Here is a 23,283-nt window from a genome sequence, read left to right on the forward strand (position 1 = left end):
AAGTTCGAAAGTTACGCTAACGCCAGGGAAATATCATTATATTAGAATATTCATATAATAGTGATGCTATTTTTTAAGCCGCATCAGCAGTCTGAAACCTCGCCCAGGCGAGGTTTTTTATGCCAGATGCAATGGCTATTTTACTCGCATCCGATATTCAATCATGCCGCTTTTATCCGCTACCCAGTTATACAGACGCTGGCCGCGAAGGTTGGTTTCATGGGTGTGCCAGTACAGGCTGGCAGCGTGGCGTTTACGCGCCTGCTGCTGAACATATTCAATCAACTGTTTACCGATCTGCTTGCCCCGAACCTCTGGGTTAACGAACAGGTCTTCCAGATAGCAGTAGTCGCTTTCGGCCCAGGTGGTGCGATGGAACAGGTAATGCACCAGCCCAACTATCGCTCCTTCATGCTTTGCTACGGCGCAAAACATCGGTTCAATGGGATTTAAAAAACGGCTCCAGGTCAATTGCGTCACGGCTTCCGGGATATCGACGCGGTAAAATACCTGGTAGCTTTTCCACAGCGGCAACCACTGGGCAAAGTCGCTCTCGGTTGCGGGTTCGATGGTGATTTGAGATAAATTCATAGTGGTCCTTATTTTTTAAAAATGGGAGTTTTGTCCTCACTGAGCGCCATGTTAGAAGTTCTTATGGTTCCTAAAAAGTGACACTTTCTATATATTTGTAGGATCCACTTTTACCTTCAAGATATCCCTCATAGCTATGGCAAAACCAGTTGCGCCTCTCTTTCAGTACCTGTTATTACAACGCGGGATCATCAAAGATCAGGTTTATCACGCCCTGCGTAACGCTATCCTTGATGGTCGTTTGACGGCGGGTTCAAAAGTTCCCTCAAGCCGTGCGCTGGCTGAGATGATGGCGATCTCCAGGAATTCGGTTATCTCGGGTTTCGATCGCCTGATGGATGAGGGGTATCTGGTGACGCGCAAGGGCGCGGGCACATTTGTCTGCCAACATATCCCGGATAACTTCATAAGCGAGCATTATTCACCAGCGGCACCTGAAGCGGCGGCATCTGCTATCGGGCAGCTCAACCCCGATATCTCGGCATTGATACCCTCATGGTCCGAAAGCCAGAAGAGTGGGGGGATGAACCGGGTTTTTGCGGTGGGTATCGGCTGTACCGATCTCTTTCCTCACGCTTTATGGGGACGATTGCTGGGGCGCGTCTGGCGACAGTCGCATCGTGAACTGGGAATGCACACCACGCCTTACGGATATCTACCGTTGCGACGAGCTATCAGTCACTATATTCAGGCGACTCGTGGGGTAAATTGTCATGAAGATCAAATTATTATCGTCAATGGTATTCAACAGGCGCTGACGATCACCACTCAGGCATTGCTGGTACCGGGTGATGAGGTTTGGCTGGATGACCCTGGATACAACGGCGCTCGCGGTGCATTCGCCGCCAGAGGAGTCTCCGTCCGGCCCGTTCGTGTTGATGGCGATGGCATGGATATTCAGGATGGAATATTGCACTACCCAGGGGCGAAACTGGTCTATACCGCGCCCTCGCATCAGTTTCCGCTCAGCGGAACTCTCAGCCTGCCGAGAAGGCTTGCCTTACTGGAATGGGCAGAAGCCCATCGGGCCTGGATTTTCGAAGATGACTACAACAGTGAGTTTCGCTACGCCGCCCGTTCATTACAGGCTTTGCAGGGGCTAGATAAACATCAGCGGGTTATCTATTCCGGGACATTCTCTAAGATGATGTACCCGGAATTTCGCCTTGGTTTTTTGGTGGTGCCTGAGCATTTACGCGAACAGTTTGCCATCACCAAGTATTACACCGATCTTAGTAGTGGCTATCTGGAACAGGCGGTTCTGGCGCGTTTTCTCAGTGAGGGGCACTACGCCAGCCATGTTCGACGTATCCGCAAAGCCTGTTTTGAGCGCAAAAGTGCGCTGGAGGCGGCGATTGAGCACTATTTTCCTGGACGTATGGCGGTTCATCCGACGGATTCGGGCGTTCATTTAGTCTGCTGGCTGCTGAATGGTATAAAAGCCAAAGAAGTGGAAGACAAGGCTCGTCGGATAGGCTTAGGTGTACAGACCTTTGAGCGATACTGTCAGCGGGCGATGGCGAGAGAGGGGATTTTACTCGGTTTTGCCAACCATCCGCCGGAGGTCCTGGTCGATGGAGTCAGGCGTCTGGCTGCGGTGCTTTAGCGCGTGGTAATGTGTTTTTATATTCAGTCTTATAAAAAGGCTGATTAAATATTGCATATATTTATTTAATATCCGTCTCCTGTTGTGGATTTTATACCTGGCAACAGGAGGCGAATTTTAGGCGGAATTATACTACAGGCGGGTTTTATTTCTATCCTCAGGCCCTGTCTAACCGTTATTCCACCTATTAACAATAGCGGACTTCCTTGTTTCATTAATTCCTGTCGCTATCTTAGATATCATCCATGGTATAACTTACGACGATTTCCAGCGTCTTACGGATAACATCTGCGGTCACCACATCGCTGGTCGTCTCAAGGGCATTAATTAACCAGAATATAATAGCCTTATTACTGAGATGCCCTTCAGTGGCAAGGATACTACTAATGGCCAGGGACATTACTGCAGATTCATCGATCAGCCTGTCGCCTGCATTACGGAAATATTCAGACAGTGCGGTATCGTTCAGGCCTGCGTAGATATCTGATTGCTGGTGCATAGTCTGTCTCATCATATTCTCAACTTTGTTAATTAAAGAATCGACCGTTAAAGGTCAGTGCATTTTATCTGTACCAGATTGCGAAGGGGAACCAAATAAAGAATTTGGATCATCCCAATAATTTTTCGCACCTGAAGTACCCAGAGACTTTTTCTTACTACGGAGAGCTACCATATTATTAATTTCATCAATAATATGCCCAATTGTATCTCGCCTTTTTTTATCCGTTTCACCAACCTGCATCGATTGGAGTTTATTGACTAAAGCCTGAGTATTGATCGGCCCGTTGTATTTGAGTAGAGAGAGGACAGCCTCTCCAATCAGTACATCTGCTAATTGTTCAATCTCACCACTATTCATAACTGTATCTCTGATTACCGTTATCTCCATGACTGGAAATTTCGTTTGAGGTCGATGCGCTGATTAAGTATTGGCATCATCCGTGAAATCAGACTCTTCAGTGTCGACTTTAATCACCAGATTACTGCTGGCACGCTTAATCCTATCGCTCAAAGAGCATTCCGATTAGCGTTTGATAGTGGTTCTCTTCTTCAGGTTTAGAAGCGACTTCCAGGCGACTCAATAGCTTTGTACACAGGGATTTACGATTCAGATTTCGTCCTTCATTAAGAATATCCATCACAATCTGTCCCAGCGTTTCCTGCTGTGAAGGCAAAGAGGCTTTATTGAAATAATGGGCAATAGCGCTAGCCGTATCGGGAATATAATTGTTCTGCTGCATATGTGCTCCTGTCAGTTCAATTCTCAGTAAACTTGCGATTAAAGTTATACAATGATTGGCAACTTGTACACAGAAAATGAAAAAACATGTTAACTTTTTTGATATTTTTTATAACTTATTGTTTTTTAATGATTTAATTTCTTTGTGCTACTTTGGTGTTAGCATGAGCTAGATGTACGGGTTGTACAGGTGTGCGTTGCGCCGAGAATGCCAGTCAAAAGAAGATGTTAACGTAATTTATTTGTTAATAATCCTGAGTTTTTTACAGAACTTAAGGCAATAGACCTGCTACTGTAATATCTCAATAGCTTTATCTCTTCTCTTGGAAAATTCATGCTCACTACCATCATTTATCGCAGTCACATCTGCGACAACGTGTCTCTTAAATCGCTCGAAAGCATGGTTGCTGTAGCAAATGTAAAAAATGGTCAGGAAAACGTGTCCGGTATTTTGCTTTTTAACGGCACCCATTTTTTTCAACTATTAGAAGGGCCTGAAGAGAAGGTTGAGGAAATCTATCGTCATATCTGTGAAGATCCGCGCCACCATAATCTAGTCGAGCTGTTAAGAGATCATGGGCCAGTGCGTCGATTTGGTAAAATCGGTATGGAACTCTTTGACTTACGAGAGTATGACCGTGATGAAGTTCTGCAAATTGTTCTGGATAGAGGCACTACAAAATATCAACTAACGTATGATGACAGAGCCCTGCATTTTTTCCGCACTTTCGTTGAAGCAACGGAAAAGGAAAACTATTACGAAATCCCTGCGGCAGAAAGCTGGGACTTTGTGAAAGAGGACGTTGCTTTTTACCCAGAAACCCCGCTTGCTGCGGCCGAGTGCAGCTTTGCTTTTCAGCCGGTGATCGACCCGTTTGCCAAAGAAATAGTCTCTTTTGAAGCGCTGTTGCGTACTAATTCCGGTAATTCGCCAGCGGTCTATTTTGATGGGATGTCTCGAGAGGAAGTTTACTGGACGGATCTGAACAGCAAGCGTATTGCCTTTGCCATGGCGGGACGTTTGCGGCTGCGCGGACGCACGCTGTCAATCAATCTTCTACCGATGACTTTGGTGAACGTTCCCGGCGCGGTTGAATTCCTGTTAGCTGAAATCGAAGCGAATGGTTTAATTTCCGAACAGATTATTGTCGAATTTACCGAGAGTGAAGCCATTTCCCGTATCGATGAATTCACTGATTCTGTACGTAAGCTTAAGTCTGCAGGTATCCGCGTGGCAATTGATCACTTCGGTGCCGGGTTTGCCGGGCTGTTACTGCTGGCCCAGTTTCAGCCGGACCGCATTAAAATTAATCGTCAACTGGTTAAGGATATCCATAAGCACGGGCCAAAACAGGCTATCGTACAGGCTATCATTAAATGCTGTAACTCGCTGGAGATTGCCGTCTCAGCTGTCGGTATTGAGCGTCCCGAAGAGTGGATGTGGTTGGAATCAGCAGGCATTGCGCACTTTCAGGGCAATTTGTTTGCCAGCCCATGTCTGGGAGGAATTCCTGCGGTGGCATGGCCTGAGAAAAAAGCGTCCTGGGAGCTCCTTTAAATTTTGTGCGGGGTAAAGTGCGTAATTACGCTAGAAAAACCGTACAGAACAGGAAAATAATACTCATTTTGTGACCTAAACATTGGTGCCTGACCTGCTATATTTTAACTGTACAAGAAAAGTTAATTGTACAACCCAGCTAAATTAGTTAATTTAGTCAGGACAGTACTACAGGTAGAGGCGCTAATGGCTTATTACAGTATCGGCGAAGTCGCCGAACGTTGCGGAATCAACCCGGTTACTTTGCGTGCCTGGCAGCGGAGATATGGTTTGCTGAAGCCGCAGAGAAGCGAGGGAGGGCACCGGCAGTTTGACGAGGAGGACGTTCAGCGTATCGAGGAGATCAAGCGCTGGATCGATCGTGGTGTCTCGGTTGGTAAGGTTAAAGCGTTGTTGGAAGGCCATCAGCCGGAATCACAAGATGCTGCCATTCTGCTCCAGGAAGAAATGATGGCACTTCTGCGTGTTGTACAACCTTCAAAGTTACGCACCCGAATCATGTCCCTCAGCCACGAATATCCCGCAGATAAACTGATTGACCGCCTCTTTGTGCCTGTACGTAGTAAATTAAACCTCGACCAGAACACCTCGCTGGCTATCGTCAGTATGCTGGATGGAATTTTGATCGATTGTGTAGCGCTTATCCTTGCAGAATCGCGTAAAAAAGTCGGTAAAGAGACTCTGTTAGTTGGTTGGGGGAATGAAGACCGTGCACGTTTGTGGCTGGAGGCGTGGCGTTTGTCCCAGCGAGCCTGGCATGTTAACGTTCTGGCTGAACCGCTTGATTCTCCTCGCCCGGAACTGTTCCCTGGACAGCACATTTTTGTCTGGACCGGCCGTGCATTATCTCCTTTGCAGGCGGAATTACTCAGCCACTGGCAAAGTCAGGGGTTTACCATCGAGTTTCATGGGGGTTAATAGGGAAATTGAAGTCAGCAGCGGAACATGCGTTTTTTTTTATATTCCGCCGCTTTTGCTTTTTTAGATATTTTAACTTGACCTAACGATAAAATATTAAGAATTGAGCTGTGACCAGGCTTTGAACGTTTCGCTACGGCTAATGTTAAAAAAGTCTGTACGCCCGGAGCAGCCTAATTTTTTAATCAACGTCAGACGGATTTGATAAATCGTTTTAATATGCAAGTTCAGTGACTTTCCGATATTAACCATCGCTTCACCATCGTTCATTAAGCGGATAACCGCTTTCTCACGGCTGGTAAGAATAATACCCTCGGATTCGCCATCCGGTTTTTTACCATACAGCGTTGGTCGGAGAATAAACGATTTTATTTCAGCTGGCGTGGAGCGCGCGGAGATTCTGAACATTGGAATTTCACTTAAGAAGTTTAAGTCATTACCATCCGTAAGCAGAACAAAGCGAACCCTCCGTTGGTCATACTTATGATTTAACACAGAATAATAGTTGTCGCTGGTGAAGAAAACGTATTTCCCATGAAAACAGCCCGGTGATAGTGAATCAAGAATAAGCTGTAAACCCTGACGGAGAAGGTTATTATTAATCCAAAGATCGTAATGATTAAAAAAGAAATCTGGTTTGTCGCTATTCATTTGACCTCCGAGCCTGGGTCGTTAGTTGCTGTATGTTTGTCTGCTAAATGTCGCGCTTAGTGATGATTTTTTCCGTATAACATATGCAGTATTTGCATATACAAATCAGCGAGAATTTCATTTTTCTCAATATTCAGGCGGTGCTGAACCTCGATGATTAAACGCTCATTACTCACCGTTTCGTTTTTAATCTGCACCATATGCTCGATGTTTTTTAGCAAAGCAGAGTTAGGAATAAACTCTGCGGGAATAGTGTTTTTAATCTGCATGATATATCTCAAGCTGCATTCAATAATTAATCAACCAACAAAGCCGATTGATAACAATCATCTTTGTTATTCAGTTTTTCACCATATCAAGAGAAATGGTGTGCAATTTTTAAGTCATAAGGATGCTGTAATGCAGAGAAATTAAAACTTACGTTTTAACTATAGTCATGATTTTGTACTTGTACAGTTTTTGCAGGTTATTTTGTACTTATAGATTATTTTTTTTGTTTTTAAATTATAGGTGATTGTTTTTATTGTTATTTTTATGATTAAAAACTTGTACAACGTGGGGATTTAGCAACCAGGATGAACTATCCTGACGATGGTGGTGGAAGGGAAAAGGGGATAGAGCCTGAAGGGAGCGGAGAGAAAAGGGGGAATGGCTCCCCCTTCAAGTTTATAACCGTTACTGCTTCGGCTCAGCGACAACAAAACTTCCCACGCCGCGGTTATTGTATTCCCACATGCGGTTGAAGTTAGCATCGTTCAGATTGCGCTGCGGGTTGCCTTTGTCATCGGCAGTGCCGGTATTACCGCTAAACGGACGGTTTGAACCCACGGCATCGGCCCACGGTCTGGCCATATTAAAGCCTTCATTAATGACGCTATCGCGGATAACGACCTGGCCATTGGTATTGCCGTCAACGTCCAGAGAGCGACCCAACTGCGCTACGCCATCGCCGTAAGCTGTGAAGCGACTGTTGATCGCCAGGAACCCGTAGTTCACGCTCTTCAGGGTTGCTGGCGCGAAAACGTAGGCTTCTTTCTGGGTACGCGAGTTCACAACGCGGAAATCGGTATTATCAAACACCACTGCCCCACGGCCGGAAACAATATCGACATCGCCTTCAATATAGCTGTTGCTGACCAGAGTACGGGTCTGGCGGTTATCCTGCAGACGGTTCTGTACGCCGCTATTGGTCACAAAGAAGGTGTTCTGACGACCAAGGATATTGACGTTGTTAATCTGCACCTGATCGCCATCGGTGCGCAGAGCGACGGCCTGGTGGGTGCCCGCGTCAACGCTGTCGCCGAGATCGTTGGCGATCGTCAGGTTCTGCAACTGCAGGCCGTTATTCTGCGACCAGAATACCGCCGAGCACATTACGCCAATAGTCGCGGTACGTTTGCTCTGGCAGTTGTCGAACATATACCACGCTGGTTTGCCCGGCATATATTTGCCGCCCGGATTGACCAGGTGACGCCAGGTGGTCGAATCGATTTCTGAATCAATCGGATGGACGATTTTGACGTCGAGCGGCTTCTCGCCGGTGCCATACAGAGTCAGCGCGCCCGGGGCCGCCGGAACATACACGGTGCCGGTATATTCACCCGGCATGATGGCAATAAACTGGCGACGGTTGGAGTGACGGGTAATCGCTGCGTCAACCGCGGCCTGAATAGTGGTGTGGGTCACACCCTGGGTTCCCGCAGGCCCGACGACAAAATCAGGCTGCGCCGGCAGGCTAATGGCAGACGGGTGCCAGGCCTGGGCGTTAGGATCTAGAGACTGGAAATAACTCGCCGTTGAGAAGTTTTTCGCCTCATCAGCGGTTAAAACAGGACGAGAAGCCGTGCCCGGCGCAGTCTGCGTTGAGGGCTGTTGATCGGCAGGCGTCGAGCTACAGGCGGACAACGTCACGCCAAAGGCCAGCGCCAGCGCCATGCGGGAAACGGAAAATGTGTTCATGTTGCTCCGGGCAAGAATCAATCAAATAGATATACCCTGAATTGAAGTATGACGGGTATAAGTCCTTTAAAGCCTGCTGTTTTATACCAAGTTAAGCGAAACGGGAAGACATAGCGCAAAAAAGTTGCTGCTTTTGTATAGCAGGAACCGGGAATGGGTCGCGTTTGGTCACAAATAAATAACATTCATCCTTGCTTTTGTTGACATTTCACGCAGGATCAAAATAAATGTCTATACAACCCATGACAAGTTGACCGCTATGACTGAAGCCACCTCCGAACGTGTAATCTGGCGAAACGCCCGTCTCGCTACCCTGAATCCTGACCACTCACAACCTTATGGCCTGCTGGAGCATCACGCGCTGCTGGTGCGCAATGGTCGCATTGAGGCCGTTGTTGCCGATAACGAGGCGCCCGCAGGGCGAAGTATCGATCTCGGTGGCAGACTTCTGACGCCGGGGTTAATTGATTGCCATACTCACTTGATATTCGGCGGTAGTAGGGCGCAGGAGTGGGAGCAGCGCCTCAATGGTGTTTCCTACCAGACTATTAGCGCCAACGGCGGCGGTATTAACTCAACGGTGCGCGCTACCCGGGAAAGCAGCGAAGCGGAACTGTTGGAACTGGCCCGACGGCGTCTGGAGAGGCTGCTGCGTGAAGGCGTCACCACTCTGGAGATTAAATCCGGCTACGGGTTAGACCTTGAAAACGAACGCAAGATGCTGCGAGTCGTGCAACAGCTCGCCGCAAACCATGCCGTCGAGATTTCGCCAACGCTGCTCGCCGCTCACGCCACGCCGCCGGAATATAAAGGCGACCCGGATGGCTACATTAATCTGGTTTGCGAAGCGATTCTGCCCACGCTGTGGGAAGAGGGGTTGTTCGAAAGCGTCGATGCCTTTTGTGAAAACGTCGGTTTTAGTCCGGTGCAAACCGAGCGGGTTTACAGTACGGCCCAGGCATTGGGGATTCCGGTTAAAGGGCACGTTGAGCAGCTCTCTTCGCAGGGCGGCGCTGAGTTGGTGAGCCGCTATAAAGGCCTTTCCGCCGACCATATTGAATATTTGACGCCAGAGGGAGTCGCGGCAATGAGCCGCAGCGGCACCGTGGCGGTGCTCCTGCCCGGCGCGTTCTATTTTCTTAACGAAACCCGTAAACCGCCGGTTGAGCTGCTGCGTGAATATCACGTGCCAATGGCGGTAGCGACGGACTACAACCCTGGCACCAGCCCCTTTGCCAGCCTGCATCTGGCGATGAATATGGCCTGTGTGAAATTTGGCTTAACGCCGGAGGAGGCGTGGGCAGGGGTTACCCGTCATGCGGCGCAGGCGCTGGGCCGTCAGGCGAGCCACGGGCAGCTGGCCGCAGGCTTTGTTGCCGATTTTGCTATCTGGGATGCCGAACATCCGGTGGAAATGGTTTATGAACCGGGGCGCAGCCCGCTGTGGCAGCGCGTCGTTCGAGGAGAAATCGCATGAAGCTTTGGCAATCTACGCCCGCAGCACTGTGGCAGGGGCGCGATGACAGCGCGGAAGCGGCTAACGCACTACGCTTGTTTCAAACCATCGCGCGGGCTGAACGTTTTGCACCTGAAGCGCTGGTGGGTGATATTGCCCTGCTGGGATTCGCCTGCGATGAAGGGGTCCGGCGCAATAAAGGGCGCACCGGGGCCGAAAAGGGACCTGAAACCTTGCGCCGGGCGCTGGCGAACATGGCCAGTCACCAGGGGCATGACCGCTGCGTTGATATGGGAACCATCAGCGCAGTGGGTGAGGGACTGGAAGAGGCTCAGCAGGCGCTGCGCGAAGCGGTTACTGCCTGTCAACGCGCAGGCAAACGCACGCTGGTATTAGGCGGCGGGCACGAGACGGCTTTCGGCCACGGTGCCGGGGTGCTGGATGCGTTTCCTGACGAGAAAGTCGGCATCATTAACCTCGATGCGCACCTTGATTTGCGTTTTGCCGACCAGGCCAGCTCCGGTACGCCGTTCCGCCAGTTGGCGCTGGCCTGCGAAGCGCAGCAGCGAGGCTTCCATTACACCTGTATCGGCGTAAGCCGCGCCGCCAATACCCAGGCGCTGTGGGATGAGGCCGCCCGCCGCGAGGTGATGATTATTGAGGATCTCGATGTTCTCGCATCTTTTGAGGCGCGAGTTATCCCGGAAATCACGCGTAATATCACTTGTTACGATCGCCTTTATCTGACTATTGATCTGGATGTGATGCCCGCGCGTGAAATGCCGGCGGTCTCCGCGCCTGCTGCGCTCGGTATCCCGCTGGCAACGCTGCTGCGCATTGTTGAGCCGCTGTGCCGCAGCGGTAAGCTCCAGGCGGTGGATTTAGTAGAATTTAATCCGCAATATGATATCGATAGTCAAGGGGCCCGCGCGGCAGCGCGTCTGGCATGGCAAATCGCCCATTGGTGGCATTAGCGATTCGGTATATTCTGGACGTTTCGCCGCCCATTAGCACAAGGAAAGCCCGGCTATGTTCTCACCGCAACCTCGTTCCGCACCCGCGCCATTCTATGAAAAGGTGAAACAGGCGATCAGCGAAAAGATCCACAGCGGCGTCTGGCGTGTGCACGATCGTATTCCTTCGGAGGCGGAGCTGGTGGCGCAGTTTGGCTTCAGCCGCATGACCATCAACCGGGCGCTGCGCGAGCTGACCGACGAGGGCCTGCTGGTGCGACTTCAGGGCGTTGGTACCTTCGTGGCGGAGCCTAAAGGGCAGTCGGCGCTGTTTGAAGTGCGCAGTATCGCTGACGAAATTACCTCCCGCCACCATCAGCACCGCTGTCAGGTATTGCTGCTGGAGGAGACTCAGGCCGACCTGATTCAGGCCACGGCGCTGAACGTGGCGGTCGGTACGCGGATTTTTCATTCGCAGATGGTGCATTTTGAAAATGATGTTCCGGTACAGATTGAAGACCGCTGCGTTAACGCCGCCGTCGTACCGGACTATCTGCGCCAGGACTATACCACCACTACGCCTCACGACTATTTGTCGCTGATTGCCCCCTTAACCGAGGGGGAGCACATCGTTGAAGCAGTGCAGGCCACCGCGGAGGAGTGCGTGCTGCTGCATATCCATGCCCACGATCCGTGCCTGCTGATTCGCCGCCGTACCTGGTCCACCACCCATATCGTCTCCCATGCGCGCCTGCTTTTTCCCGGTAGCCGCTATCGCCTGCAGGGCCACTTTGGTTCCTGATCTTTACGCGCGTTGGCAAAATGTGATTGCTGACGCAATATAACAAAAATGTATCATTTGTGTTAAATCCTGGCTTGCGCATGCTTGTATAGACAAGTATATGTATCTACGTACACAACGTTAATTGTCAGGAGAAACCCCCGATGTCGCAAAGCAAATACCGCCAGCAGGACGTACGTGCACCGCGTGGCACAACGTTAAATGCGAAGAGCTGGCTGACCGAAGCTCCGCTGCGTATGCTCATGAACAACCTCGACCCGGATGTCGCCGAAAACCCGCATGAGCTGGTGGTGTACGGTGGTATTGGACGCGCGGCGCGCAACTGGGAATGCTACGACGCCATCGTGAAGGCGCTGAAAGATCTGGAGAGCGATGAGACCCTGTTGGTGCAGTCCGGCAAGCCGGTGGGCGTATTCAAAACCCACGAAAACTCGCCGCGCGTACTGATCGCTAACTCCAACCTGGTTCCGCACTGGGCGACCTGGGAACACTTTAATGAACTCGATGCTAAAGGTCTGGCAATGTACGGCCAGATGACCGCCGGCAGTTGGATCTATATCGGTAGCCAGGGCATCGTGCAGGGTACCTATGAAACCTTCGTTGAGGCCGGTCGCCAGCACTATCAGGGCAGTCTGAAGGGGCGTTGGGTATTAACAGCGGGCCTGGGCGGCATGGGTGGCGCGCAGCCGCTGGCCGCAACCTTAGCGGGTGCCTGCTCGCTGAATATTGAATGCCAGCAGAGCCGTATCGATTTCCGCCTGCGTACCCGCTACGTTGATGAACAGGCGACTTCGCTGGATGATGCCCTGGCGCGCATCAAAAAATACACCGCTGAAGGCCGGGCGATCTCTATCGCCCTGTGCGGTAACGCGGCAGACATCGTACCGGAAATGGTCAAGCGCGGCGTGCGCCCGGATATGGTGACCGACCAGACCAGCGCCCACGACCCGCTGCACGGCTATCTGCCGAAAGGCTGGAGCTGGGAAGAGTATCAGGTGAAAGCCGAATCAGACCCGCAGGGCACCATCCTGGCGGCGAAGCGTTCAATGGCCGACCACGTGCAGGCGATGCTGGCCTTCCACGAAATGGGCGTGCCGACGTTTGACTACGGCAACAACATTCGCCAGATGGCCCAGGAGATGGGCGTTGGTAACGCCTTTGACTTCCCAGGCTTCGTTCCCGCCTATATTCGCCCGCTGTTCTGCCGGGGCATCGGTCCGTTCCGCTGGGTCGCCCTGTCCGGTGACCCGCAGGATATCTATAAAACCGATGCTAAAGTCAAAGAGATCGTGAAAGACGATAAGCATCTGCATCACTGGCTGGATATGGCCCGCGAGCGCATCAGCTTCCAGGGCTTACCGGCGCGTATCTGCTGGGTGGGGCTGGAGTGGCGGCAGAAGCTGGGCCTCGCGTTTAACGAAATGGTGCGCAGTGGTGAAGTCTCCGCGCCAATCGTCATTGGCCGCGACCACCTTGATTCCGGTTCCGTCGCCAGCCCGAACCGCGAGACGGAGTCGATGCGCGATGGCTCCGATGCGGTTTCCGACTGGCCGCTGCTCAACGCGTTGTTGAATACTGCGAGCGGTGCGACCTGGGTGTCGCTGCACCATGGCGGCGGAGTAGGGATGGGCTTCTCGCAGCACTCCGGCATGGTTATCGTCTGTGATGGTACCGACGAAGCGGCGGCGCGCATTGCCCGCGTCCTGCACAACGATCCGGCGACTGGCGTGATGCGCCATGCCGATGCGGGCTACGACATTGCTATTGAATGCGCAGCAGAACAAGGTTTGAATCTTCCGATGGTGGCAGCAACGCAGGGGCATGCTAAATGAACGCTTTAACACTGATTCCGGGTCAACTCAGCCTGTCGCAGCTGCGCGATGTCTATAGCCAGCCGCTCAACATCACCCTCGACGAGAGCGCCTTTGCAGCCATTGACGATAGCGTCGCCTGCGTCAACGCGATTCTGGCGGAAGGCCGCACCGCGTATGGCATTAACACCGGTTTTGGCCTGCTGGCGCAAACCCGCATCTCCACCGAAGATCTCGAAAATCTTCAGCGCTCGCTGGTGTTGTCGCACGCGGCGGGGATTGGCGAACCGCTGGATGATGACCTGGCGCGTCTGATTATGGTGCTGAAAATTAACAGCCTGTCGCGCGGCTTTTCCGGGATCCGCCTGAGCGTGATTCAGGCGCTGATAGGTCTGGTGAATGAGGGCGTGACGCCGTGGATCCCGGCGAAAGGCTCGGTCGGCGCATCTGGCGACCTCGCGCCGCTGGCGCATATGTCTTTAACGCTGCTGGGCGAAGGAAAAGCGCGGGTGCGCGGCGGCGAATGGCTACCGGCAACCGAGGCGCTGCGCATCGCGGGCCTTGAGCCGATTACCCTGGCGGCAAAAGAGGGACTGGCGCTGCTCAACGGCACTCAGGCATCAACGGCGTTTGCCCTGCGCGGCCTGTTTGAAGCCGAAGATTTGTTTGCATCCGCTGTAGTCTGCGGCGCGTTAACCACCGAAGCGGCGCTGGGATCGCGTCGTCCGTTTGACCCGCGTATTCATGAAGCACGCGGTCAGCGCGGGCAGATTGACGCGGCGGCGCTCTATCGCCATCTGTTGACTGACGATAGCGCCATTTCGCAGTCGCACCATAACTGCACCAAGGTTCAGGACCCGTACTCTCTGCGCTGCCAGCCGCAGGTGATGGGTGCCTGCCTGACCCAGCTTCGCCAGGCGGCGGAAGTGCTGCTGGTTGAAGCCAACGCGGTCTCCGATAACCCGCTTGTGTTTGCCAGCGAAAACGACGTGATTTCCGGCGGTAACTTCCACGCTGAGCCGGTGGCGATGGCGGCGGACAATATCGCGCTGGCGATTGCCGAAATCGGATCGCTTTCGGAGCGCCGTATCGCCCTGATGATGGACAGCCATATGTCGCAGCTGCCGCCGTTCCTGGTCAAAAACGGCGGCGTCAACTCCGGCTTTATGATTGCCCAGGTCACCGCCGCGGCGCTGGCCAGCGAAAACAAAGCACTGTCGCATCCGCACAGCGTGGACAGCCTGCCGACTTCAGCTAACCAGGAGGACCACGTCTCGATGGCTCCGGCTGCCGGTCGTCGCCTGTGGGCGATGGCGGAAAACACGCGCGGCGTGCTGGCCGTTGAGTGGCTGGCTTCCGTGCAGGGGCTGGATATGCGCGAAGGCCTGGCCAGCAGTCCGCTGCTGGAAGAGGCGCGCCACCTGCTGCGCGAGCGAGTCACGCACTACACCGAAGATCGCTTCTTTGCCCCGGATATTGAAAACGCTATTGCGCTTCTGGCGGAGCGTCACCTGACGCGGCTGCTGCCTGGCGTGCTCTCAGACCAACACTAAACCATCGCTGTTCTCTGTACCTGCGCCGGGAGGATCTCTCCTCCCGGTCACCCTACACGCATATTTGTCGTCGTATAAAAACTATCAGGACACTTGCATATGCAACAACAGAACAAGCCACACCTGCTGCGCGGGCTGAACGCCCGTCACATTCGCTTCATCGCGCTCGGTTCCGCTATCGGTACCGGGCTGTTTTATGGTTCCGCATCGGCGATTAAGGCCGCCGGGCCGGCGGTACTGCTGGCCTATTTGATCGGCGGCGCGGCGGTGTTTATCGTTATGCGCGCGCTCGGGGAGATGGCGGTGCGTAACCCCGTTTCCGGCTCCTTCGGCAGCTACGCGCGCCAGTATCTTGGCCCGCTGGCCGGGTTTATTACCGGCTGGACCTACACCTTCGAAATGGTGATTGTCGCCCTGGCGGACGTCACCGCCTTCGGCATCTATATGGGGCTGTGGTACCCCGACGTTCCGCGCTGGATCTGGGTGCTGAGCATTATCTTTTTTATCGGCGCCATGAACCTGTGCAGCGTACGCGTTTTCGGCGAGATGGAGTTCTGGCTGTCGCTGATTAAAGTGGTGGCGATTATTGCCATGATTGTGGCGGGCGGCAGCATTATTTTCTTCGGTTTCGGTAACGCTTTCCCGGCAACCGGGCTGGAAAATTTATGGAGCCACGGCGGCTTTGCGCCTAATGGCTGGGAGGGCATTATCGCCTCGCTCGGCATAGTGATGTTCGCCTTCGGCGGCGTGGAAATTATCGGCGTGACCGCAGCCGAAGCGAAGAACCCTCAGAAGGTGATCCCGCAGGCGATTAATACTATCCCGCTGCGTATCGTGCTGTTCTATGTTTGCACCCTGGCGATTCTGATGGCGATTTTCCCGTGGAATAGCTTCGGCGAGCGGGGCAGTCCGTTCGTGCTGATTTTTGATGGCCTGGGCATCCCGGCGGCAGCCACCATCCTTAATATCATTGTGATCAGCGCCAGTATTTCGGCGATTAACAGCGATATTTTCGGCGCGGGGCGCATGATGTACGGCATGGCGAAAGAGGGGCTGGCACCGAAGAGCTTCCAGCGCATCGCCAGCAACGGCGTGCCGTGGATGACGGTGGTGGTGATGGGGGTGGCGCTGCTGGCAGCGGTGGTGCTGAACTATCTGATGCCGGAGCAGGTATTTGTGCTGATCGCCTCGCTGGCGGCCTTCGCCACGGTGTGGGTCTGGCTGATGATCCTGCTGGCGCACTTTGCGATGCGTCGTAGTTTGTCTGAAGAAGAGCGTCGTAACATCGCTTTCCCGGTACCGTTCTGGCCGGTTGCGCCGCTGCTGACCCTGCTGTTTATGGGGCTGGTGATCGCAGTGCTGGGGATGGTGGAGGAGACGCGGATTGCGCTGATCGCCGGTCTGGTATGGCTCGGCCTGCTGACGGTGGTGTGGTTCGCGCGGGTCAGAAAAAACGCCGTGCTGGCGGTGACGGAGTAGTCAATCTTCCCGGAGGCGGTGCTGTGCACCTGTCCGGGCTACAAAACCCGCAAACCGCGCGGACCCGTAGCCTGGACATCCGGGATCGTTAGCTAAACAGGGCGGTAATCGACGAGCTGCCGAGGCTGTGAAAATGGACGTTAAAGCCCACCATCGCACCGCTGGCACCCGCGTCAACATCAATTTTATCAACATCCAGCGCGTGGACGGTGAAGATATAGCGGTGGGTCTCGCCCTTCGGTGGCGCCGCGCCGCCGTATCCCGCCTGACCAAAATCGGTACGGGTCTGAATGGCCTCTTCAGGCAGGTCCGCCAGACCGGAACCGGCTCCCTGCGGTAACACTCGAGTATCGGCAGGAAGGTTGGCCACAATCCAGTGCCACCAGCCGGATCCGGTTGGCGCATCAGGATCGTAACAGGTCACCACAAAGCTCTTGGTTCCCGCCGGGACATCATCCCACGCCAGATGCGGCGAAATATTATCGCCATCGTAGCCCATGCCGTTGAATACATGACGATTGGGCAGCTTTGCGCCATCCAGCAAATCATGACTGATTAATTTCATCGCCTCTCCTCAGGTTAATCTACTGATTAGCAAAGAAGTGTAGCGTGTGAGGCGAATCATTACCGTCTCTTATTCGCTAAAAAATGTTTCTTCCTGTACTGCGGCGTTAACCGCCTGGGTCAGACGGGTCAGCTGTTCTGGGGTAATGATATACGGCGGCATCAGATAGATCAGGCGTCCGAATGGGCGGATCCACACGCCCTGGTCGACGAAAAAGCGCTGGAGCGCTGCCATATTCACCGGCCTGCGGGTCTCGACCACGCCAATCGCCCCAAGCACGCGGACATCGGCAACCAGCGCGGATTCTCTTGCCGGGGCCAGCTCGGTTTTCAGCTGTGTTTCTATCGCCGCCACCTGCTGTTGCCACTCACCGCTTGCCAGCAGACGCAGGCTCTCCGCCCCTACCGCGCAGGCCAGCGGGTTGCCCATAAAAGTCGGGCCGTGCATAAAGCAGCCTGCTTCACCGTTGCTGATGGTTTCCGCTACCTGGCGGGTGGTCAGCGTGGCGGAGAGGGTCATGGTGCCGCCGGTTAGCGCTTTGCCGAGGCACAGAATATCTGCCGCGATGCCTGCGTGCTCGCAGGCGAACAGCTTGCCAGTGCGGCCAAATCCGGTGGCAATCTCATCGGCAATCAGCAGTATGCCCTCGCGGTCGCACATTTTGCGGATCCGCTTGAGCCACTCGGGATGATACATCCGCATTCCGCCTGCGCCCTGGACAATCGGTTCCACAATAACCGCCGCGATTTCATGGCGATGGGCGGCCATCAGACGAGCGAACGGCACCATATCCAGCTCATCCCATTCACCATCGAAGCGGCTTTGCGGCGCCGGGGCGAACAGGTTATCCGGCAGATAACCTTGCCACAGACTGTGCATCGAATTATCCGGATCGCAGACCGACATCGCGCCGAAGGTGTCGCCGTGATAGCCGTTGCGGAAGGTGAGAAAGCGCTGACGCGGCTCGCCCTTTGCCTGCCAGTACTGGAGCGCCATTTTCATCGCCACTTCAACGGCAACGGAACCGGAATCAGCGAGGAACACGCATTCAAGAGATTCCGGGGTCATCGCCACGAGCTGGCGGCACAGCGCGACGGCGGAAGGGTGAGTGATCCCGCCAAACATCACGTGCGACATCTGGTCAATCTGCGCTTTCATCGCCGCGTTCAGCCGCGGGTGATTGTAGCCATGAATCGCCGCCCACCAGGACGACATGCCGTCAACTAACTGCTCGCCACCGGCAAGGGTCAACTCGCAGCCGTGGGCGGCCACCACCGGATAGACCGGCAGTGGGGAAGTCATTGAAGTGTAAGGGTGCCAGATGTGGCGCCGATCGAAAGCGAGATCGTCCATTGTCATAATCGACTTGTAAACCATTTTGAAAACATTTAGGTTTACGAGTATAAACCGAACCGACAATTAACAAAACTTTTTTGGAGAGGCTAATGGCTCACCACACCCGCTGGACAATGTCACAAGTTACTGAGTTGTTTAATAAACCCTTCCTGGATTTACTGTTTGAAGCACAGCAGACCCACCGTCAGCACTTCGACCCGCGTCAGGTTCAGGTCAGCACGCTGCTGTCGATTAAAACCGGTGCCTGCCCGGAAGATTGCAAATACTGCCCGCAAAGCGCGCGCTACAAAACCGGTCTCGAATCAGAACGCCTGATGGAGGTCGAGCAGGTGCTGGAGTCGGCACGGCAGGCGAAAAAAGCCGGTTCAACCCGCTTCTGCATGGGGGCGGCGTGGAAGAACCCTAACGATCGCGATATGCCGTACCTCGAGCAGATGGTGAAAGGGGTGAAGGAGATGGGGCTGGAGGCCTGCATGACGCTCGGTACCCTTAACGACAGCCAGGCGCAGCGGCTCGCCGGCGCCGGTCTGGATTACTACAACCACAACCTTGATACCTCGCCGCAGTTCTACGGCAATGTCATCACTACCCGCACCTACCAGGAGCGCCTCGATACCCTCGACAAAGTGCGCGATGCCGGGATCAAAGTATGCTCTGGCGGTATCGTCGGCTTAGGCGAAACGGTTAAAGATCGCGCCGGATTGCTGCTGCAATTAGCGAACCTGCCGACCCCGCCGGAAAGCGTGCCGATCAACATGCTGGTGAAGGTCAAAGGCACGCCAATGGCGGATAACGACGACGTTGATGCTTTTGATTTTATTCGCACTATCGCCATCGCACGCATCATGATGCCGACCTCGCACGTGCGCCTCTCCGCCGGGCGCGAGCAGATGAACGAACAAACCCAGGCGATGTGCTTTATGGCCGGGGCCAACTCGATTTTCTACGGCTGCAAACTGCTGACTACGCCCAACCCGGAAGAGGACAAAGATCTGCAGCTGTTCCGCAAACTGGGGATTAACCCGCAGCAAACCGCGGTGCTGGAAGGCGATAACGCCCAGCAGCAGCGCCTGGAGCAGGTGTTGATGAATCCTGATACCGAGGAATATTACAACGCGGCGGCGCTATGAGCTGGCAGCAGCGTATCGAGCAGGCGCTGGAAGAGCGGCAGGCGGCGGACGCTCTGCGGTGCCGTCAGCCGGTGACGCAGGGAGCCGGTCGTTGGCTCACCCGCGAAGGCCAGCGCTGGCTCAATTTTTCCAGTAACGATTATCTTGGCCTCAGCCAGCATCCGGCGATCGTCAAAGCCTGGCAGGAAGGCGCGGAGCGCTATGGCGTCGGCAGCGGCGGCTCCGGTCACGTCAGTGGCTATAGCGAGGCGCATTGCGCACTGGAAGAGCAGCTTGCCGACTGGCTGGGCTACCCGCGCGCGCTGTTGTTTATTTCAGGCTTTGCCGCCAATCAGGCGGTGATTGCCGCGCTGGCGGGCAAAGAAGATCGGATTGTTGCCGATCGCCTCAGCCATGCTTCGCTTCTTGAAGCCGCTAATCTCAGTCCGGCACAGCTGCGGCGCTTTCAGCACAATGACGCCCGGCATCTTGAAGAGCTGCTGGCGAAACCGCTATCCGGTCAACAGTTGGTGGTGACCGAAGGGATTTTCAGTATGGATGGTGATAGCGCTCCGCTGACGGATATCCAGCGGGCGACGCGGGCGGCTGAGGCGCTCCTGCTGGTGGACGACGCGCACGGCATCGGCGTGGTCGGCGAAGAGGGGCGAGGCAGTTGCGATAGCCAGCAGGTACATCCGGATCTGCTGATTGTTACCTTCGGCAAAGCTTTTGGCGTGAGCGGCGCGGCGGTACTGTGTAGCGAGGCGCTGGCGGATTATCTGTTGCAGTTTGCCCGTCATCTGATTTACAGCACCGCCATGCCTCCGGCGCAGGCGGTGGCCCTCAGCGCTGCGCTGGGCGTGATTCGTAGCGACGACGGTCAGCAGCGGCGGGAGAAGCTGGCCCGTCATATTACCGATTTTCGCCGCCAAATGGCCGACTATCCCGGTGAACTCACGCAATCCATCAGCGCAATCCAGCCGTTGATCGTCGGCGACAATGCCCGTGCGCTGCGGCTGGCGGCGCGCCTGCGTGAACAGGGCTGCTGGGTGACGGCCATCCGTCCGCCGACAGTCCCTGTTGGTAGCGCGCGCTTGCGCCTGACGCTGACGGCGGCCCATGAATCCGCCGATATCGCCCGCCTGCTGGAGGTGCTGCATGACGGCGGTGAATAAACGCGCGGTAGCAGCGGCGTTTGGTCGCGCGGCGGGCCATTACTCTCAGCATGATGAATTGCAACGTCTGAGTGCCTCCCGGCTGCTGGAGCAGCTCGATATAAAAACCTTCCCCGAGGTACTGGATGCGGGCTGTGGCCCCGGCAGCATAAGCCGCTTCTGGCGCGAGGCCGGGTGCCGGGTGACGGCTCTGGATCTCTCCGTTGAGATGCTGGCGCAAGCCCGGTGCGGAGACTGCGCTGATCGCTACGTCGAAGGGGATATCGAAGCGCTACCGCTGGCGGAGAGCTGCGTCGACCTGGCGTGGAGCAACCTTGCGGTTCAGTGGTGCGACAATCTTGCCACTGCCATTAATGAGCTGTATCGGGTCGTGCGACCCGGCGGTCGGGTGGCGTTTAGCACTTTGCTGGCAGGTTCGCTGCCGGAGCTGAATCAGGCGTGGCGAGCTATTGATGAACAGCCGCATGCTAACCGTTTTCTCAGCGAGCAGGCGGTACGCCAGACGCTGGTTGGTCGCCGCGCTACCGGTCATGTCCATGCCATCACTCTGCCGTTTGCCGATGCGCTCAGCGCGATGCGTTCGCTTAAAGGCATTGGCGCGACCCATTTGCATCAGGGCCGCAGCGCCACACCGCTCAGTCGTGGCAAACTGCGCCAGCTTCAACTGGCCTGGCCGCAGCAGCAGGGGTTATGCCCGCTGACGTACCATCTTTTTACAGGAGTCATCGAACGTGATTAAACGCTTCTTTGTGACCGGAACCGACACCGAAGTCGGTAAAACCGTCACCAGCTGCGCTCTGCTACAGGCGGCCAATCGCGCAGGATTCAATAGCGCGGGCTATAAGCCGGTCGCTTCCGGCAGCGAAAACACGGCGCAAGGGCTGCGCAACGACGATGCGCTGGCTTTACAACGCAATAGCCGGGTGACATTGCGCTACGAACAGGTCAATCCATTCACTTTTGCTGAACCGACGTCGCCGCATATTGTCAGCGCCGATGAAGGCAGGCCGATTGATGCCGCGTCGCTTTCTGCGGGCCTGCGCGGTCTGGAAGCATTGTCTGATTGGGTGCTGGTGGAAGGCGCGGGGGGCTGGTTTACGCCGCTTTCAGAAACGCTGACCTTTGCCGACTGGGTAGAGCAAGAGCAGTTACCGGTGATTTTAGTGGTGGGCGTTAAGCTGGGGTGCATTAACCATGCGATGCTCACCGCTCAGGCGGTGATTCAGGCCGGGCTGCCGTTGGCCGGATGGGTTGCCAACGACATCCAGCCGCCGGGCAAGCGCCATCTTGAGTATCTGGCGACGCTAAAACGCGTACTGCCCGCGCCGTTTCTTGGTGAGATCCCGTGGCTGGCGGATGTGGCACAGCGTGAGGATCTCGGCCACTATCTCGATCTCAGCGTGCTGGATCGGGCGTCATCCACTGCGCCAGCAGCGGCGCATCCAGCTGGATAACATCCCCTTGGGCGACGCTGCGACCGCAGTGCAGCAGGCAGAAACTGTCCGCGACCCGGCGAATAAACGGCAGGTGCTGCTCGGCGATCAGCACCGTCAGGCCGATATCGCGGTTCAGACGAACCAGCAGGTCGCCTAATTTGTGCAGAAAACGTTGCCCGCCAGCGCGCGAGGGTTCATCAAGGATCAGCAGGCGCGGGCGGGTTATCAGCGCCCGGGCCAGCGCCAACTGGTACTGATCATCAGCCGTTAGCGTAATGCCTTTGCTTTGCCGCAGCGTATAGAGTTCCGGAAACAGATCGTAAATCTCCCCGGCCACCGCTGACGCGGATTCGCCGCCTGCCGCGAGGGCAATATGCAGATTCTCCTCCACGCTCAGTTGCGAAAAGATGCGTTTGTCCTGCGGGACGTAGCCGATACCGATAGCGCTACGCGATTGCGCGGAGAGCGGCATCAGGTCATAGGGCGCAGCCCCCGCGTCCTGCCAGGTCATACTTCCGCTGGCCACCGGGAGGTGCCCGGTAATACAGTTAACGAGGGTGGTTTTCCCCATCCCCTCACGCCCCATTACGCAAGTACATTTCCCCGGCCTGAGCTCAAGGTCAACATTCCACAGCGTGTGCTGGCTTCCGTAATAGTGGTTCACGGCACGTAGACTCAACATAGACGTTTTCTCCTTTCCTGGGATAGCGGGCGACAAGAAGATTCTGCAAATCCCTTGCCAGGAAAAAGAACTCTCGGTATTTGCTGACAAATACAGGGGCGGCATGGTGAAAGTGAAGAGGGTTACGGCAGACCTTGCACTTTCCCGGTGCCAGAGCGCTGAAATGTGGTGCAAAAAATAATAGAAAATCCAGCTATTCTTTGCCGATAAATCGCAAAAAAAATTCAATAAATTTTTTTAGCAGGTGTTTTGCCCCATTCAGTGATTTCGGCCGGGTGGCACAGGTCATGGGCTGCAGACAGTTATCCACTATTCCTGTGGATAACCTTGTGCATTAGAGTTAGAGAACTTGCGGTAAGCTAGAGATTACGCGGCCTGCGGGC

23 protein-coding genes are annotated in these 23,283 nt (G+C 54.7%); 13 read left to right on the forward strand and 10 right to left on the reverse strand.

Annotation, left to right across the window (positions count from 1 at the left end; all coding sequences use genetic code 11):
* Window positions 1-135: 135 nt before the first annotated feature.
* Window positions 136-591, reverse strand: coding sequence for a GNAT family N-acetyltransferase (locus tag HV127_RS16515; protein ID WP_182237317.1), 456 nt, complete (start codon window positions 589-591; stop codon window positions 136-138).
* 136 nt (window positions 592-727) lie between these two features.
* On the opposite strand from HV127_RS16515, the gene HV127_RS16520 reads away from it, so the two are divergent.
* A complete protein-coding gene (locus tag HV127_RS16520; RefSeq protein ID WP_182237319.1) occupies window positions 728-2,197 on the forward strand; it encodes a PLP-dependent aminotransferase family protein in 1,470 nt (489 codons plus the stop codon).
* 232 nt (window positions 2,198-2,429) lie between these two features.
* Here HV127_RS16520 and HV127_RS16525 read toward each other — a convergent pair whose 3' ends face one another.
* The 3 genes from HV127_RS16525 to ycgZ form a co-directional block, all read right to left on the reverse strand.
* Window positions 2,430-2,696: a biofilm development regulator YmgB/AriR family protein gene (locus HV127_RS16525; protein ID WP_110276842.1), complete on the reverse strand. Its 267-nt coding sequence runs from the start codon at window positions 2,694-2,696 to the stop codon at window positions 2,430-2,432.
* 54 nt (window positions 2,697-2,750) lie between these two features.
* Window positions 2,751-3,056 (reverse strand): hypothetical protein, encoded by a 306-nt coding sequence (locus tag HV127_RS16530; protein ID WP_228727467.1) that lies wholly within the window; start codon window positions 3,054-3,056, stop codon window positions 2,751-2,753.
* Between the two features lie 142 nt (window positions 3,057-3,198).
* Complete coding sequence (gene ycgZ / locus HV127_RS16535) at window positions 3,199-3,438, reverse strand: regulatory protein YcgZ (RefSeq protein WP_182237323.1); 240 nt, start codon at window positions 3,436-3,438, stop codon at window positions 3,199-3,201.
* 333 nt (window positions 3,439-3,771) lie between these two features.
* Between ycgZ and HV127_RS16540 the strand changes: the two genes are divergently transcribed.
* The gene (locus HV127_RS16540) at window positions 3,772-4,995 is read left to right on the forward strand and encodes a diguanylate phosphodiesterase (RefSeq protein WP_182237325.1); all 1,224 of its coding nucleotides are present in this window, start codon (window positions 3,772-3,774) and stop codon (window positions 4,993-4,995) included.
* Between the two features lie 186 nt (window positions 4,996-5,181).
* Window positions 5,182-5,913, forward strand: coding sequence for a MerR family transcriptional regulator (locus HV127_RS16545; RefSeq protein WP_182237327.1), 732 nt, complete (start codon window positions 5,182-5,184; stop codon window positions 5,911-5,913).
* 96 nt (window positions 5,914-6,009) lie between these two features.
* Here the strand turns inward: HV127_RS16545 and HV127_RS16550 are convergent, their stop codons facing one another.
* From HV127_RS16550 to HV127_RS16560, 3 genes are all read right to left on the reverse strand, one after another.
* A complete protein-coding gene (locus HV127_RS16550) occupies window positions 6,010-6,564 on the reverse strand; it encodes a LuxR C-terminal-related transcriptional regulator (protein ID WP_182237328.1) in 555 nt (184 codons plus the stop codon).
* A 56-nt stretch (window positions 6,565-6,620) separates the two neighbouring features.
* Window positions 6,621-6,833, reverse strand: coding sequence for a hypothetical protein (locus HV127_RS16555; RefSeq protein ID WP_182237329.1), 213 nt, complete (start codon window positions 6,831-6,833; stop codon window positions 6,621-6,623).
* A gap of 406 nt (window positions 6,834-7,239) precedes the next feature.
* Complete coding sequence (locus HV127_RS16560) at window positions 7,240-8,523, reverse strand: putative acyl-CoA thioester hydrolase (RefSeq protein WP_182237330.1); 1,284 nt, start codon at window positions 8,521-8,523, stop codon at window positions 7,240-7,242.
* Between the two features lie 178 nt (window positions 8,524-8,701).
* Here HV127_RS16560 and hutI point away from each other — a divergent pair, with 178 nt between their 5' ends.
* The 6 genes from hutI to HV127_RS16595 all read left to right on the forward strand — a co-directional run bounded on the left by hutI (window position 8,702) and on the right by HV127_RS16595 (window position 16,577).
* The gene (gene hutI / locus HV127_RS16565; protein WP_228727531.1) at window positions 8,702-10,000 is read left to right on the forward strand and encodes an imidazolonepropionase; all 1,299 of its coding nucleotides are present in this window, start codon (window positions 8,702-8,704) and stop codon (window positions 9,998-10,000) included.
* Window positions 9,997-10,953: a formimidoylglutamase gene (gene hutG, locus HV127_RS16570; protein ID WP_182237331.1), complete on the forward strand. Its 957-nt coding sequence runs from the start codon at window positions 9,997-9,999 to the stop codon at window positions 10,951-10,953. Before hutI ends, hutG begins: the two co-directional genes overlap by 4 nt.
* A 55-nt stretch (window positions 10,954-11,008) precedes the next feature.
* Window positions 11,009-11,734 (forward strand): histidine utilization repressor, encoded by a 726-nt coding sequence (locus HV127_RS16575; protein WP_182237332.1) that lies wholly within the window; start codon window positions 11,009-11,011, stop codon window positions 11,732-11,734.
* Between the two features lie 143 nt (window positions 11,735-11,877).
* Complete coding sequence (hutU, locus tag HV127_RS31735; RefSeq protein WP_228727468.1) at window positions 11,878-13,566, forward strand: urocanate hydratase; 1,689 nt, start codon at window positions 11,878-11,880, stop codon at window positions 13,564-13,566.
* A complete protein-coding gene (hutH, locus tag HV127_RS16590) occupies window positions 13,563-15,098 on the forward strand; it encodes a histidine ammonia-lyase (protein ID WP_182237333.1) in 1,536 nt (511 codons plus the stop codon). The genes hutU and hutH overlap by 4 nt, the downstream gene beginning before the upstream one ends.
* Window positions 15,099-15,197: 99 nt before the next feature.
* Window positions 15,198-16,577, forward strand: coding sequence for an amino acid permease (locus tag HV127_RS16595; protein WP_182237334.1), 1,380 nt, complete (start codon window positions 15,198-15,200; stop codon window positions 16,575-16,577).
* A gap of 88 nt (window positions 16,578-16,665) precedes the next feature.
* On the opposite strand, the gene HV127_RS16600 is transcribed toward HV127_RS16595, so the two are convergent.
* On the reverse strand, window positions 16,666-17,142 hold the full coding sequence (locus HV127_RS16600) for a kinase inhibitor (protein ID WP_182237336.1): 477 nt from the start codon (window positions 17,140-17,142) through the stop codon (window positions 16,666-16,668).
* 69 nt (window positions 17,143-17,211) lie between these two features.
* Complete coding sequence (gene bioA, locus HV127_RS16605; RefSeq protein WP_182240696.1) at window positions 17,212-18,501, reverse strand: adenosylmethionine--8-amino-7-oxononanoate transaminase; 1,290 nt, start codon at window positions 18,499-18,501, stop codon at window positions 17,212-17,214.
* Window positions 18,502-18,587: 86 nt separating this feature from the next.
* On the opposite strand from bioA, the gene bioB reads away from it, so the two are divergent.
* Genes bioB through bioD form a run of 4 tightly spaced genes read left to right on the forward strand, consistent with a single transcriptional unit; the run spans window position 18,588 to window position 22,236 of the window.
* Window positions 18,588-19,628: a biotin synthase BioB gene (gene bioB / locus HV127_RS16610; protein WP_182237338.1), complete on the forward strand. Its 1,041-nt coding sequence runs from the start codon at window positions 18,588-18,590 to the stop codon at window positions 19,626-19,628.
* Complete coding sequence (gene bioF, locus HV127_RS16615) at window positions 19,625-20,782, forward strand: 8-amino-7-oxononanoate synthase (RefSeq protein WP_182237340.1); 1,158 nt, start codon at window positions 19,625-19,627, stop codon at window positions 20,780-20,782. Before bioB ends, bioF begins: the two co-directional genes overlap by 4 nt.
* Window positions 20,766-21,521, forward strand: coding sequence for a malonyl-ACP O-methyltransferase BioC (bioC, locus tag HV127_RS16620; protein WP_182237342.1), 756 nt, complete (start codon window positions 20,766-20,768; stop codon window positions 21,519-21,521). The genes bioF and bioC overlap by 17 nt, the downstream gene beginning before the upstream one ends.
* Window positions 21,514-22,236: a dethiobiotin synthase gene (gene bioD, locus HV127_RS16625; protein WP_182237343.1), complete on the forward strand. Its 723-nt coding sequence runs from the start codon at window positions 21,514-21,516 to the stop codon at window positions 22,234-22,236. The genes bioC and bioD overlap by 8 nt, the downstream gene beginning before the upstream one ends.
* On the opposite strand, the gene HV127_RS16630 is transcribed toward bioD, so the two are convergent.
* Window positions 22,178-22,900, reverse strand: a complete 723-nt coding sequence (locus HV127_RS16630) for an ATP-binding cassette domain-containing protein (RefSeq protein ID WP_110276777.1) — start codon at window positions 22,898-22,900, stop codon at window positions 22,178-22,180. The genes bioD and HV127_RS16630 overlap by 59 nt on opposite strands.
* Window positions 22,901-23,283 lie beyond the last annotated feature (383 nt).

Source organism: Klebsiella sp. RHBSTW-00215, from assembly GCF_014103785.1.
Classification (GTDB): Bacteria; Pseudomonadota; Gammaproteobacteria; order Enterobacterales; family Enterobacteriaceae; genus Klebsiella.

Coding starts and splice junctions, on each gene's coding strand:
- HV127_RS16595 (WP_182237334.1), top strand. CDS start 15,198: ATGCAACAACAGAACAAGCCACACCTGCTGCGCGGGCTGAACGCCCGT.
- HV127_RS16525 (WP_110276842.1), bottom strand. CDS start 2,696: ATGCACCAGCAATCAGATATCTACGCAGGCCTGAACGATACCGCACTG.
- HV127_RS16550 (WP_182237328.1), bottom strand. CDS start 6,564: ATGAATAGCGACAAACCAGATTTCTTTTTTAATCATTACGATCTTTGG.
- hutU (WP_228727468.1), top strand. CDS start 11,878: ATGTCGCAAAGCAAATACCGCCAGCAGGACGTACGTGCACCGCGTGGC.
- bioB (WP_182237338.1), top strand. CDS start 18,588: ATGGCTCACCACACCCGCTGGACAATGTCACAAGTTACTGAGTTGTTT.
- bioA (WP_182240696.1), bottom strand. CDS start 18,501: ATGACAATGGACGATCTCGCTTTCGATCGGCGCCACATCTGGCACCCT.
- HV127_RS16560 (WP_182237330.1), bottom strand. CDS start 8,523: ATGAACACATTTTCCGTTTCCCGCATGGCGCTGGCGCTGGCCTTTGGC.
- HV127_RS16555 (WP_182237329.1), bottom strand. CDS start 6,833: ATGCAGATTAAAAACACTATTCCCGCAGAGTTTATTCCTAACTCTGCT.
- HV127_RS16520 (WP_182237319.1), top strand. CDS start 728: ATGGCAAAACCAGTTGCGCCTCTCTTTCAGTACCTGTTATTACAACGC.
- HV127_RS16575 (WP_182237332.1), top strand. CDS start 11,009: ATGTTCTCACCGCAACCTCGTTCCGCACCCGCGCCATTCTATGAAAAG.
- HV127_RS16600 (WP_182237336.1), bottom strand. CDS start 17,142: ATGAAATTAATCAGTCATGATTTGCTGGATGGCGCAAAGCTGCCCAAT.
- hutH (WP_182237333.1), top strand. CDS start 13,563: ATGAACGCTTTAACACTGATTCCGGGTCAACTCAGCCTGTCGCAGCTG.
- HV127_RS16530 (WP_228727467.1), bottom strand. CDS start 3,056: ATGAATAGTGGTGAGATTGAACAATTAGCAGATGTACTGATTGGAGAG.
- ycgZ (WP_182237323.1), bottom strand. CDS start 3,438: ATGCAGCAGAACAATTATATTCCCGATACGGCTAGCGCTATTGCCCAT.
- HV127_RS16545 (WP_182237327.1), top strand. CDS start 5,182: ATGGCTTATTACAGTATCGGCGAAGTCGCCGAACGTTGCGGAATCAAC.
- HV127_RS16515 (WP_182237317.1), bottom strand. CDS start 591: ATGAATTTATCTCAAATCACCATCGAACCCGCAACCGAGAGCGACTTT.
- HV127_RS16540 (WP_182237325.1), top strand. CDS start 3,772: ATGCTCACTACCATCATTTATCGCAGTCACATCTGCGACAACGTGTCT.
- bioC (WP_182237342.1), top strand. CDS start 20,766: ATGACGGCGGTGAATAAACGCGCGGTAGCAGCGGCGTTTGGTCGCGCG.
- bioF (WP_182237340.1), top strand. CDS start 19,625: ATGAGCTGGCAGCAGCGTATCGAGCAGGCGCTGGAAGAGCGGCAGGCG.
- hutG (WP_182237331.1), top strand. CDS start 9,997: ATGAAGCTTTGGCAATCTACGCCCGCAGCACTGTGGCAGGGGCGCGAT.
- HV127_RS16630 (WP_110276777.1), bottom strand. CDS start 22,900: ATGTTGAGTCTACGTGCCGTGAACCACTATTACGGAAGCCAGCACACG.